The organism is Lacrimispora sp. 38-1 (genome assembly GCF_049890855.1).
Classification (GTDB): Bacteria; Bacillota; Clostridia; order Lachnospirales; family Lachnospiraceae; genus Lacrimispora.
On record NZ_JBANEW010000043.1, the window covers coordinates 1 to 13,166 of the forward strand.

The following is a 13,166-nucleotide window of genomic DNA, read 5'->3' on the forward strand; positions in this document are numbered from 1 at the left end:
GTATAACCGAGGAAAAAGCTACTACAGTAGCATCGTAAAGTAACACACATTCGCAATAAGCTCTTTACAGCTGAGTAAATATATCTTACATATAAAAAAGTGGTTTTTGGGGGTGCACACCCGACATATCGGGAGAGCGCTTGAATGGCATTCAAGAGGTCATGGGTTCGAATCCCACTATCTCCACTTAAACAATAAGCCGCAGGCATGAAAGCTTGTGGCTTAAATTATAACTTATAGGGACGGGACACTTGATAAATCAAGGACAAAAAAGGTACATTTTCAGTGAGGTGACCCCTTAAAGTTAGACTTTATGGCGAGGTGGATTTTTCCACTTCGCCTTTTTGTTTATGCTGCCAAAAGGCTGAGTCTGTATTCTACAGGGCTCATCCAGCCTAGTTTCTCTTTTATTCTTTGCTCATTGTAATACTTTATGTATTTCTCTATCGATTCTTTCAGTTCATCATAACTATAATAAACTACTCCATAATACATTTCTTGTTTCATTATTCCAAAGAAGTTTTCCATAACTGAATTATCATGACAATTCCCTTTTCGAGACATACTCTGAAGGATTCGATTTTCCTGTAAGGTGTGTACATATGCCTTCATCTGATAGCCCCAACCTTGATCTGAATGAAAGGTTCTACGGTATGGGCAATCAGATGTAATTTCTATTGCACTGTTCAGGGCATCCATTATGTTTGTGGCAGACGGTATTGGAGATATACCGTAGCTAAGAATTTCTCTGTTATACAAATCCATAAATGGATCTAGGTATAACTTTTTGATAATCATTTTTCCTTGAGCATTAACATCATAATACTTAAACTCCGTAGTGTCAGTAGTAATCTTTTGATGTGGTATCTTTGTATCAAAACGTCTACGCAATCTATTTGGAGCTGTTTTACCAACTTTCCCTTTGTAAGAACTATATTTGCGACTTTTTCGGGTAAAAGAAGTAACTTGTATGGATATTTTCTGCATTATTCGTTGAATCCGTTTCTTATTTACGAAATATCCCTGTTTTCTTAGTTCGCCCATCATACGTCTGTAACCAAAGTCTTTGTGTATAAGACGAATCTCTAGAATTTTCTCTTCCAGTCCTTTGTCAGGATTTTCTCGTTCAAATCTTTTTTGCCAGTACATGTAGGTTGCCTTTGGAAAGCCAACAACTGCGAGGATATCTTTTAATTTGAATTCTCCTCGGAGGCTGTGGATGATCCTCGCTGTTTTTTCAGAAGAGTTTCCTCTTCTAAACGCAGCCTCCTCAGTTCTTTTAAATAGGCATTTTCAATCTTAAGTTTTAAAAGTTCATCTTCAAGTTGCTTCACGCGCTCAGCACTTGTATCTACAGGAGTATTATCTGAAAATGAATGTACTTGATTATCCTTATTATCTGATTTCAAAGACTTCCTACGACCTTTCTTCTTAGGTCTCAAAGCATCAGATCCAGCGATTCTAAAATCATTTACCCATTTGACTATCTGTGTAGGATTATTGATTTTTTGTTGAAGAGCTAATTCCTGATACGAAACCTCATTTGTTAAATATAACTCTACCACATGAAGTTTGTATTCGAAAGAATATTTTATTTGTTTTCTAGAACGCATTAATCCTTCATCACCAAAAGCTTGATAATTATTAATCCATTTTTGGACATTGCTTAGCGCAGGGACATTATATTTATCCGCTAGATATCTAGTTCCTCCTTTGCCAGCCAGGTAATCTTCAACTATTTTTTTCTTGAAATCAAAGCTATATTTTGCCATGAAAAAACCGACCTCCCAATCGTTAGATTTTGGGTCTAACTTTTGGGGGTCGGTTCATCAGTTTAGAAAATGTGCCTTTTTTCTATTGAAAAGAGTAAGCAGAATCAGATTATACCATAGAAAGCAAGTGAAAAAGGGGAAAGTCATAACAATTGTGGAATTGCTTGAATAAAAACCGAGAGTCCCTCTTAATAAGAGTTGAAAGATTTGAAGAAATAACTACTTTTCTTGAAGAAATAAGTGTTTCAAATTTAAGGAAAAGTGATTATAATAACGGAAGAAACTATAATAAAGTGATATTTTTGCGCAAGATATCCAGACATCTGAAAAATACTTGCAAAAGTAAAATCCACATGCCGAAGTTTGTTTTTCATGGAATGATATCTGTCTGCAAGATGAAAGTGAAATAGTAATTAATGTCTCAAAAGTTTCGGTGTTAAAATAATCTTATCGGATTCAATTACATGTAGCTGTAATAATTCAAGCAGCTTTGAATCAAGAAGCAACTGAGCCAGTTCAAATGGGGTACGACCATTAAAACTGGCTCTTGCTGTACTGTTTATATGGTTAGTCATTAAAATGATGTCCTGTGGCGTATAATCGGTCAGAGAAATACCCTTAGGTATAATTTTGCGGATATATTCATGATTTTTCTCCAGTTTTCCTTTCTGCCAGGAAGCAAGAGGATCGCAGAAAAAAATCTTTGTCCGTAACGAACCATCCAGACTAGTCTCCAATGCCACAGGATTTTTGAACTCGGAGCCATTATCTGTGATGATGATTCCGAATAGGCGACGAAAGAGTTCAAGTCCTAATCCTTCTTCTAGCCTATCAAAAACTTCCTGAACGCATAACTGTGTGCATTCCTCCAATAAAAATATCAGCATGAAGTTACAGTTGCGAAAAAGCATGGTTAGTAATACCTTGCCCTTTTTGTTAGAACCATGAACTGTATCAAGTTCAACGACGTTTTCATAAGGATGTTCAGAAATATAATCTTGTAAATCTTTGTAGGTACGATTTTCACGATAAGTAAAATTTGTCTCATTATCTGCCCTTTTCTTTTTTCTAACTTTGTATTTTACTTTTTTGGGCAGATCAATATTTCTAATCGTAAGTATGTTTTGATTAATGTAGTTATAAAGTGTTTTCATGGAGCAGGGAATTTCATCTTTGTGTACGCAATAGATGTGAGCGATGGATTGTCCTTGTTTGATCAGTGGAGTGATCAGACAGTCAAGTTCATACAATTCCTGTCTGGAAAGTCCGATGCCTTCTCTGGAGTTTTTTAAAGAGTCAAGATAAGCTGTATGTGCAGAATTAGCTCTGTAATAAAAGTGAGGCTTGGAACATTCATAAACCATACTTCAACCATTACAAACGAAAGGAGACTTTGTTGTATAACGACAAGAATCAGAGAAATAGTCAGGGCATAGAGAACGACAATCGGTTTTGCGACAGATAGAACATCGCTTGTCAAGAGGACAATCAGCGCATAAATGTTGTTTGGGACATTGAACTTTGTGCAGGCAGTCATTAGAAGGAGAATTACGTAGAGAGTTTCCGACTCTACGTTTGAAAACTTCTTTAGAAATAGTGGTTCTGTCCCTTCTAAGCATATCTGCAATGCGTGAAAAAGAATAGTTGCGGTTTAAGCCTTCTTCAATATCGTATCGATCCTGAAGGGTAAGATGTTTGTATTGGTTATTTTTATCATCCATAATAAAATACCTCCTGTGGCAGGCAGACATCATATAAGTATTTATAACATTTATGAAAGAGTAACTTCCCAAAATTTGAACGACTAACATCCTAAAAAACAGAAAAAGTTGTACTTAAAAATACATTTAACGACTTAAAAATACATTTAACGAAAAATTGAAGGTCGATTTCAAAATGTGAAACTCGCTTACAAAACGGGAAACTCGGAATGCTATTGACCCAAAACTGCGGTAAAGTTGACATAATATTACCCAAAATTACATGTAGCCGGTTAATTGTTACATAAAACACAAATTTGACGATTTATGGTATATAATGTAACATTAGAATTGTATTACATATTGATTAATAAAAAAGTCCAAACAGATGCGAGAGGTGCTATTTTATGAATGCAGTAACATCAGGGAATCTAATAATCATCAGCGATCTGAACATCAGTGAAATTCAGGAATTTGATATGAAGATAGAGAAAAACTGTCATACCGCTGCCAGGATCACAGGAATCCCTGCCAGTCCTTTATTCCTCTAAATCTCCTTAAACTATCATATTCCATCAGTGCTTCCCGTCCATCCGGATAATTCACTTTCTCCAGAAGTCCTACGAGAGTATAACTGAAGCATGGGTCTGCTTAGTATGTATCAATATAATGCTTTAGGCCATAGAATTGGAAAAACGGTCTGGGATAAAAAATACCCCGGCGGTGAGAGTGAACAGGAATATGTTCTTGATTTTACTAAAAGAGGAAAAAATCTGCTGGAGAAGATTGAAAACGGAGAAACAGAGGATTATGTATGGGATAAAAATGTTGTAAGTTCTATTGAAAAATACTGTAAAAAGCAATTCTTAAATGACGAGATGGGAAGTAGTATCCGTGCCTGTTACAGCAATGGACGGCAGGCTGGATTATGGGAATATGATGAGTTTGGAGAAGCAGCGGATCAAGGCGGGAGGACGGAGCAGATATTTGGATTTACCGGCTATCAATGGGATGAATCCAGCAGGACCTATTATGCTCAGGCAAGAGAATATTCTTCATCTTTAGGGGCATTTATCAGCGAGGATGCTGTAAATGATATTATTGGACTTCCACAGACTTTGAATCATTATGCGTATTGCTATGGAAATCCCAGCAAATGGATAGATGTAAACGGGCAATTTACTCAGAAAGAAGCGAATCAATTGATTGCCGACTATTTAGTCGATGAATATGGGAGGACATTTGAGGCTTGGAAGGATGATATTACCGACAAGATAGATCAGGTGGGGAAATCTGTACATCATGGTGTAGATGTAGTTGGGAAAGTAGTTAATGACGGGGTGCAAGTGGTAAAAGATGGAACTAGTAAGGTAAGTGCCGCTGTTAACGAATTCTGGAGTAATGAAATATATGGAGAAGATATTGAAATATTTAGTAGGGGGGATTTAAGTGTAGATTCACACATCGGAGGAAATATTATAGTAATTTCACAAGATTTAAAATCTAAATTTAAAGGTTGGTCGATTAATTTATCTGTGGATATACCAGGTGCCGATACTTCAATAGGTTTTAAAATGTCTGGAAAAGATATGAATATTAATTCGTGGAAGACAAAGAGTTATATAAAGGTAAAAGATGTTGACAAAAAGCTTAATTACTCAACTGGAATAGGGTATAACAAAAACGGGATTTATATTAATGAAAGCTGGAGTGGAGGAATGGATACGTTACCTTTAGATCTCCCAAATGGGGTAACTATTGATTCATTTGAAAATGTTACATGGTCAATTTCGAAGGATGAAACAATAGTACCATGGAAAACAGTATTAGAGTGTGTTTCTGTGGTAGCATTAGTTACTGTAGCGATAGTTTTAATTCCAGAAACAGGTGGTGGGTCCTTGGGTCTGCTATGTGGAGCATAGTATTGAATAATTAGTCAGAAGGAGATATCAATGAAAAGAATAATAAAATGCATAGGACTTTTTATGCTTGTAATACTGGGATTATTTATGATGCTGGTTGTTTTAATTATAATTTCTGCATTTAACTCAAAGAATAATAGAAGTAACGAAAGTGATTCTGGAAATGTAATAGTGAAGTTTGAAGGGAGCGGGGAGATGCCAAACTTTGAGGAGCAGGATCCTGTTTTTGCAGATACAATGGAAGAGGCACTTACTGTGGTAAATCCCCAAGTCTATTTTGGCGAAGATACATACATAGACCAAGTAAGTTATATCATAAAAGTTTTTGAAAATGATAGATACTCCACAATGTTCTACCTTTCAGATAAGAATTCAAAGGAAGGGGCATTTGTTGCAGCCAAGTTTAGTATAAAGGCTGTAAATGGAAAAAAACAATTTGCATTAATTGATATAATACGTCAGGGATATAGTGATTCTGGAAGCCATAAAGTAACACCTGAAAAAACATTTAGCATATTTTGTCAAAAAATACAAGTGTTTGATTTTGGTAATTTGAGTAATTTTGGTATTGTCGAAGGAAATAGATTCATATTTGGAGGGATTGATACAGTGGATGTAAAAAAACTTAAAATAGAAGGTCAGAGTCCAACTGAAATTATTGAGTTTCCCCTCTATGGAGAGAAAAATTATTTTTGGTATTATGAAAATTTAGTTAGCGATAAACCAAGTTCAGAATTTGATATAGAAGTGGAGCAATAGTGAAAATCTGTTTTTTCTGTACTTACATAAAAAATGTTATAAATGAGAAGAAGAAACACCTCTTTTTATACTTATTACTTTGTAGATGAGGTAAACGCCGCTTATTATGCTCAGACAGAGATGATACTGCTGATACTTAGAAAAAAACAAATTAATTTAATGTTGGCGTGAAGGTTATTTAGATGAAAAGATCCGATATCTTATATTTTTATTATATGGTTGTAGTCCATTGTGTTATACTTTTATTTTTTGTATATCTTGTTGCCCGTAAGAAAAAGGCTTCTGATGCATTAAAAGAGGGTATACTCAAGGAGTGGGTGGAAACAGGTAAAAATCAGTATTATTTTGAAGTGGTATTTAGATTATGTATGCTTTTAGTTGTGGTATGGTATTTTGGAATTTGTATACCGTATTTTAAAGATATTTCTTATGCTAGAAATAAAGATTTTAATATTGTTACTGGAATAACAAAATCTCAAGATCATAGCCGAAATAATACAGTTAGAAAAAGATATTTGACGATAACTGAAAATGAGACAAACAAAGAGATTAGAGTTAAGGTCCTAGATAGGTTTATAGATAAAGGGGAAATAATGACAGTTGTGTATCTACCGAATACAAGATTTGGTAGTAGAATTCAGAAAGAGGAGTTCAAATAGAGATGCAACATTTTATAGGTACTTTTTTAGGGCTGGCATTTACGGTTACGGTAATAAATATATGGATTAATTGTTTAAAAAAACAAAAAGAAAAGGTAGAAAGTGAAAGTAAGGTTGTCAGAATACCACTACCTTATAGGTACTTAGGAATCTTTACTTTGGCAGTAGGCGTGCCAATGACAATATTTTTCTTTGTTGGTCATGCTTTATTGCATATTAAGATTATAGGGATGCCAATAAACTTATTAGGATTGTTTATTATTTATATTACATATCATTGGAAGATTTTAGTAAATTTTGATAGTATAATTGTGGTACATAATTTTAGATACAAACGAAAAAATCCATTTTCATCTATAGAAAAAGTAATATTACGAAATATTATAATTACCAATGTAGAAATGGGAGAGAGTATGGAGATTTTTGTGAGTGGGAAAAAAATTACTAATCTAGATGAATGCTATGAAGGGTACAAATATTTAAAAGAAGTATTAATAAAAAATTATGTCAAAATAGAGCAAAAATGAATCTTGTGTCTAAGTTAGGCTTAAAAGCAGATTATTCCGCCAAGACAATGGTCTGCTTTTTTCATGGACTGTGCCAGGGGGCGTGATGCGCCGTGAAAGAGAACTCCTCATGAACACAGGAAATTATATTTATGAAAAAGAGGATCTAGTGATAAATGGAAATCTGCCATTAAGTTTTCAGCTGTTCTAGCCAGAAGGTGCAAATTCCGGCTCAACTGAGCATGTGAACGCGTTTCCGCTTCAGATGAACAATAAAATATCTATCATGTTATAGCCCTTTCGTAGTCATTAATTGATTACGAAAGGAGGCATATATGCAAGACTACAACACAATCATTGGTACAATTCAGATGTGTCTGAATAAGTGCCCTACCAGATCCGTTATGGATCGGTACAAAATTGGCTAAGGCACAGTATCACTGATTATGAGTCGATATGAATCCGGAGGATTTTCAATTGAGGAACTCCGGATAGTGCCACCGAAAGAGGTTGAATCCTTGTTTTATCCGCAGACTAATCTTCAGCGGAAGGATGTTTTTCTTCCAGATTTCCAGTATTACTATGATCGGATACATACCCAAAGCAGTTCTACGAGTACTATAATAAGTTTGTGGAAGACAACTACGGTGGTGAGCACGTTTCCATGCCATTTTACTTTATATACATCAAGTATTTGTATAAAAAAGAAGCAGAAACGTTGGGGATTAGAGGTTCAATTATGTAAAAAAGCTGCTGAGGAGTTTGGAAATTTTACAGAACAGAATATAGGAAAACATATAGGTATTATTATTGATCAAGAGATGTATTCCTATCCACTAATTTCGGAAAAAATTGAAAATGGCATATTTGAGATGGATAATATTAAAGACGAAGAGAATGCATTAATTATTAAATACTTATTTTTATCTGAATATTTACCCTATGAATTTTCGCTTCGTCAATAAATTTATAAGTTGGAGGAATATGCTATGAAAAGATTTATAGCAGCTATAATTGATATTGTTTTATTTTATATTTTTATATTCCTTGGCAAATCTTTTTTCTGTAAAACGGTGTTATTTAAAGACCTGCATAGTAGCTAAGAATTATTATTGATTATGGTTGCAGAAAAACTAATATACATAAAACCAGAACAAATGTTCTTTTGTATATTGCACTCCACGATATGCTCAGTTATAATGTAAGAAGCGATGTGGGAGGTAATGTAATGATACGATTATTTGAGTTTAAAGATGTAGATAGAATCATTGAGATCTGGTTGGAGGGAAATGTAAACGCCCATTCATTTATAGAAGAATCCTATTGGAAAAATAATTATAAATCTGTAAGAGCCATATTACCCAATGCGGAAGTATACGTGTATGAGGTTGGAAATGAAATACTGGGATTTATCGGAATGGATGCAGATTATATAGCTGGAATTTTTGTGGCAGAAGGCCATCAAGGACAGGGGATTGGTCATCAGTTGGTAGATGCAATGAAGCGAAAAAAGAGATTATCCTTACATGTCTATGAAAAGAATAACGGAGCGGTGGCTTTTTATAAAAAAGAAGGTTTTTGTATTGAAAATTATTTAACAGAAAAAGAAACTGGTGAGAACGAGTATCTAATGGTATATAATGCGGCTAATTCTGGTTCCTCAGTAAAAAACATTCATAATATTGTTCTATAATACGTTTTTTTGTCAACATACAGACAGGACTTGAACAATTATCGGCGTGGGTTCTATGGACGGGAATACTGGCCGCCCTGTTTACGGCATTGTCGCTGGCACACCCTTTGAGTTTGGCATTTGTTTTAGTAAAGAATAGAAAAAACTTGACGTGATATATGTTTTCGCTTATTATAAAAGAAATATAGTATTTTTACTGGGAAAGGTAATAACAAATATGAACTCCATACTTAAATGGGTAAAACTGGAATCTATTATGATCGCAATATTTCAAGTTAAGGCTAGAAGTGCGTCCAAATTTAATAGATTCAAAGTTAACCATATAAGGTTTTTGGAGTGTTCAGATTAATATCATTTGTTATTACGATGATAATTATATGAATTGCGACCCAAAGCTTATTGGCTTTGGGTTTTTTGCGTTCATTTTTAAGAAAAAGTAGAGTCAGGTTTTAATTATATGAAAGGTCAGGTAGAGTCATGATAGAATTAAGTATTAATAATTTAACGAAATTTTATGGAGCAAACAAGATATTTGAAACAATAAGCTTTGAGGTAAAAACGGGGGAGAGAATTGGACTGATTGGTAAGAATGGGTGTGGGAAAACTACAATTATGAAGATTATTATGGGTAAGTTTAAGGAAAGCAACTTAAATTTACAAGGAACGATTGAGGATACAGAGCAGGTGAAGGTTGGGGAAACTTCGTATGGGGAGGAGGCTTTGGAAGATTATCAGGCTGGAGAGGTAAATCTTCGTAAAGGGATTAAGGTAGGGTATTTAAATCAGATACCTGTTTACAGTGAGGATACCAAGGCGATTGATGTAATCCGCATGGCTTTTCAAAAAGTCTTTGATTTGAAGAGACGGTTATCAGAGCTTGAAGGGATGTTTCAGACTTCTTCGGGTGAGGAGCTTGAAAAAGCACTGTTAAGTTACGGACGGCTCACGCAGGAGTATGAGATAGCCGGAGGATATGAGCTGGAAACGAAGATTAACAAGATTACAGAGGGACTTAAAATTAATGATATTTTAAAGCAACTGCCATTTCACAGTTTAAGCGGCGGAGAAAAAACCAGAGTGATTTTGGCGAAGATACTTCTTGAGGAGCCAGATATTCTGCTTCTTGACGAACCTACCAACCATCTGGACTTAGAAACCACAGAATGGCTGGAGGGCTTTTTAAAGGATTATAAAGGTTCTGTTCTGATTATATCCCATGACAGATATTTTCTGGATCATGTTGCTATGAAAATCGTGGAGTTAGAGTTTAGCCGGGCTAATATTTATCTGGGGAATTATAGTTATTATGTATTGGAAAAAGAGAGACGGTTTTTAATTGACTACAGGAATTATATCAACCAGCAGAAAAAGATCGAGCAGATGGAAAAACAGATTGAGCGTTACCGTATCTGGGGAAATATGAGAGACAGTGAAACGATGTTTAAACGGGCAAAGGAATTGGAAAAACGTCTGGAAAAGATTGAAGTATTGGATAAACCGGTCCTTGAAGGCAGGAAGGTGCGCCTTAATCAGGATATCGCAAACCGTTCCGGTAAAATGGTATTGGAAACCGAACACTTAAGTAAAAGTTTTGGTGATACAGTATTACTAAAAAATATTGATATGAAAGTATATTATCAGGATAGTGCCTGCATTATCGGGAATAACGGCTGCGGTAAATCTACCCTGCTAAAGCTGATATTAGGAGAATTAAAACCAGATTACGGTACGGTAAAAATTGGTGCTCAGGTTAAAATCGGTTATCTGCCCCAGCAGGTTGTTTTTGAAGATGAAGTCCAGACCATACTTGAGTACTTTTCCGCTCTTCACAATATTACTTATGAAGCTGCCAGAAACCAGCTGGCAAGAGTATTATTCTTTAAAGACGATGTCCATAAGAAAATAAGATTCTTATCCGGTGGTGAGAAGAGCCGGTTAAGGTTATGTTCTTTAACCTTTGAAAAAGTGAATTTTATGATTCTGGATGAGCCAACCAATCACTTGGATATTGATTCCAGGGAAGTGCTGGAGGAAACTTTAAACGCATTTGAAGGAACCCTGTTATTTGTATCACATGACCGGTATTTTATAAATAAAGTTGCAGGTAAAATCATGTCATTTGAAAATAACCATCTTATTACTTATCCGGGAGATTATACGTATTATCAGGAAGAATTGCAAAAGGCGGGAAATTTTAAGGAACAGTCCCAAAAGCCGTCTGAAAAGAAACCTTCCATTGGGGTAGAGGTGAATCAATACAGCAGAACGGATAACAAATCCCGGAAGTTGAATACGAAAAAGTCAGATATTCTTGAGAATGAGATTATAGCCATGGAAGCTGCTTTAAAAGCGCTGGAACAAGAGATAAATAATAATAATTCCAATTCCGCATATTTAATGGAACTATTCTTAAAAAAAGAAACTATGGAAAAAGAACTGGATTCCGCTTATGATAAATGGGAGAACTGTCAGTATCTATAATAATTCTTATATAAATTCTACGACTCGTGGGTGTGATTATATAAGTGATTGAAATATAATATCCTCAAAGAAAGGCGGTGTCGGTTTGAATCAGGTTAAAATCGGAAGATTTATTGCAAAAATGAGAAAACAGCAGAATTTAACTCAGTGCGAATTTGCTGATACCCTTGGAATTAGCAATAAAACTGTAAGTAAATGGGAATGTGGCAACGGAATGCCTGAATTGTCCCTTATGATGCCAATTTGTGAAATTCTCAAAATTAATCTTAACGAACTGTTTTCAGGAGAAAGGCTGACCGATGCAGACTACAAAAAGAAAGCAGAGGAAAATATAATGAAACTTATAGAAGAAGCGGAGAAAATGAAAAAGAATATTGTCGGTGGTAAAGTTTTAGGTGAGGTGGCTAATATTGTTATGAATGTGAGCGAAGCTCATAAAACTAATATTGAGTTTTGGAATACAATAGGTAGTGAATTTTTGGGTGTAACAGCGTTACCAAAGTGGGGAGGTTATTTACCATCAGAGGAGAAGCTGAACTTACTTGGGGATTTGTCAGATAAAAGTGTACTTGAAATCGGCTGTGGTAATGGTCACTCCTTAAAATATGTTGCAGATTTAGGGGCAACTGATTTATGGGGCTTGGATATATCTGCAAATCAAATTGAAAGAACTGAAAAATATCTTCAGACACAAGGAATCAGTTCTAAACTAATTTGTTCACCTATGGAGGAAGAATGTGGATTACCAATTAATTATTTTGACTTAGTTTATTCTGTTTATGGAATTGGTTGGACAACAAATTTGGACAAAACCTTTAAGCGCATTCATTCTTATTTGAAGAAAGATGGAGTATTTGTTTTTGGTTGGTCCCATCCTATTCATAAATGTGTGTCAGTTGAAGATGGCAAACTTGTTTTTAGTAATTCTTATTTTAATGAAGAATGGTATTGTGCTGATATGAGTAACAAAGAAATTATGCTCTCTAATCGTATGCTGAGTACATATATTAACTCTTTAGCCAGAAATGGTTTTATTGTTGAAAAACTAATTGAAGAAACTGATAAAGAAAAAGCAATGGCATCAGATAATGATTTTGGCAGAAAAGCATTAATGTTGCCAACAGCTTTTGCCATTAAGGTGAGAAAATTGTAGGAATATGGGAATTGCGATGATAGTGATAGGTATTGGATGTTTATTATCTGGCGTGGCAAGCCTGTTTATTGACGGTGCGAAAAACGGTATCGTATTTGGTGTTCCCTTTGCAATTGGTATCCTCATGATGTTATACGGGCAAATAAAATATAATCATGGATTATTTTAAACGCATCTTAGTCTGTCGTTGTGTAAATATCAAGTTTAATAATAAGAACACATTAGAAGCTACTAACTATGAAATATTAAGTTAGTAGTTTTTTATGCAGCAAACTAAAATTTGAAGCACAAGTACCTTGCGTTTTTATTTAACGGGGGGCATTTTTTATACTTGTAGACACTTAAAAGTTGTAGTACAATAAAATGAGAACATATATTCGGTAAAGATGAAGGCTGTTATATTGTGATGTATAGCAGGGGGAGGTATCCGATGCAAGGTTCTAATCTATTAATGTATAGAACCTAAGACGGGATTGCAAAAATTGGAGTGACATTTGATAATGATTCGGTTTGGCTTTCAA

General features: G+C 34.9%; 13 protein-coding genes. 10 read left to right on the plus strand and 3 right to left on the minus strand.

Annotated features, from left to right (window positions below):
• Positions 1 to 348 precede the first annotated feature (348 nt).
• The 3 genes from V7D18_RS08305 to V7D18_RS08315 all read right to left on the minus strand — a co-directional run bounded on the left by V7D18_RS08305 (position 349) and on the right by V7D18_RS08315 (position 3,493).
• A protein-coding gene (locus tag V7D18_RS08305; RefSeq protein WP_426153269.1) for an IS3 family transposase occupies positions 349 to 1,772 on the minus strand; the annotation gives its coding sequence in 2 pieces (ribosomal slippage) (positions 349 to 1,247 and positions 1,247 to 1,772; 1,425 coding nt in all).
• A 413-nt stretch (positions 1,773 to 2,185) separates the two neighbouring features.
• Positions 2,186 to 3,136 carry an IS30 family transposase gene (locus V7D18_RS08310; protein ID WP_426153271.1) on the minus strand — a complete coding sequence of 317 codons (951 nt, stop codon included), beginning with the start codon at positions 3,134 to 3,136 and terminating at the stop codon, positions 2,186 to 2,188.
• A 3-nt stretch (positions 3,137 to 3,139) separates the two neighbouring features.
• Positions 3,140 to 3,493, minus strand: coding sequence for a helix-turn-helix domain-containing protein (locus V7D18_RS08315; protein ID WP_426153273.1), 354 nt, complete (start codon positions 3,491 to 3,493; stop codon positions 3,140 to 3,142).
• A gap of 386 nt (positions 3,494 to 3,879) precedes the next feature.
• On the opposite strand from V7D18_RS08315, the gene V7D18_RS08320 reads away from it, so the two are divergent.
• From V7D18_RS08320 to V7D18_RS08365, 10 genes are all read left to right on the plus strand, one after another.
• Positions 3,880 to 4,023 carry a hypothetical protein gene (locus tag V7D18_RS08320; RefSeq protein ID WP_426153275.1) on the plus strand — a complete coding sequence of 48 codons (144 nt, stop codon included), beginning with the start codon at positions 3,880 to 3,882 and terminating at the stop codon, positions 4,021 to 4,023.
• Positions 4,024 to 4,128: 105 nt separating this feature from the next.
• A complete protein-coding gene (locus tag V7D18_RS08325) occupies positions 4,129 to 5,394 on the plus strand; it encodes an RHS repeat-associated core domain-containing protein (RefSeq protein ID WP_426153277.1) in 1,266 nt (421 codons plus the stop codon).
• A gap of 30 nt (positions 5,395 to 5,424) precedes the next feature.
• The gene (locus tag V7D18_RS08330; RefSeq protein WP_426153278.1) at positions 5,425 to 6,153 is read left to right on the plus strand and encodes a hypothetical protein; all 729 of its coding nucleotides are present in this window, start codon (positions 5,425 to 5,427) and stop codon (positions 6,151 to 6,153) included.
• A gap of 182 nt (positions 6,154 to 6,335) precedes the next feature.
• Positions 6,336 to 6,812 carry a hypothetical protein gene (locus tag V7D18_RS08335; RefSeq protein WP_426153280.1) on the plus strand — a complete coding sequence of 159 codons (477 nt, stop codon included), beginning with the start codon at positions 6,336 to 6,338 and terminating at the stop codon, positions 6,810 to 6,812.
• 2 nt (positions 6,813 to 6,814) lie between these two features.
• The gene (locus V7D18_RS08340; RefSeq protein ID WP_426153281.1) at positions 6,815 to 7,339 is read left to right on the plus strand and encodes a hypothetical protein; all 525 of its coding nucleotides are present in this window, start codon (positions 6,815 to 6,817) and stop codon (positions 7,337 to 7,339) included.
• Positions 7,340 to 7,812: 473 nt separating this feature from the next.
• A complete protein-coding gene (locus tag V7D18_RS08345) occupies positions 7,813 to 8,283 on the plus strand; it encodes a SecDF P1 head subdomain-containing protein (protein ID WP_426153283.1) in 471 nt (156 codons plus the stop codon).
• Between the two features lie 263 nt (positions 8,284 to 8,546).
• Positions 8,547 to 9,011, plus strand: coding sequence for a GNAT family N-acetyltransferase (locus tag V7D18_RS08350; protein WP_426153286.1), 465 nt, complete (start codon positions 8,547 to 8,549; stop codon positions 9,009 to 9,011).
• A gap of 477 nt (positions 9,012 to 9,488) precedes the next feature.
• A complete protein-coding gene (gene abc-f, locus V7D18_RS08355) occupies positions 9,489 to 11,492 on the plus strand; it encodes a ribosomal protection-like ABC-F family protein (protein ID WP_426153288.1) in 2,004 nt (667 codons plus the stop codon).
• A gap of 85 nt (positions 11,493 to 11,577) precedes the next feature.
• A complete protein-coding gene (locus tag V7D18_RS08360) occupies positions 11,578 to 12,645 on the plus strand; it encodes a methyltransferase domain-containing protein (protein WP_426153289.1) in 1,068 nt (355 codons plus the stop codon).
• A 16-nt stretch (positions 12,646 to 12,661) separates the two neighbouring features.
• Entirely contained in the window at positions 12,662 to 12,814 is a 153-nt protein-coding gene (locus tag V7D18_RS08365) for a hypothetical protein (RefSeq protein ID WP_426153291.1), read from the plus strand.
• Positions 12,815 to 13,166: the final 352 nt, after the last annotated feature.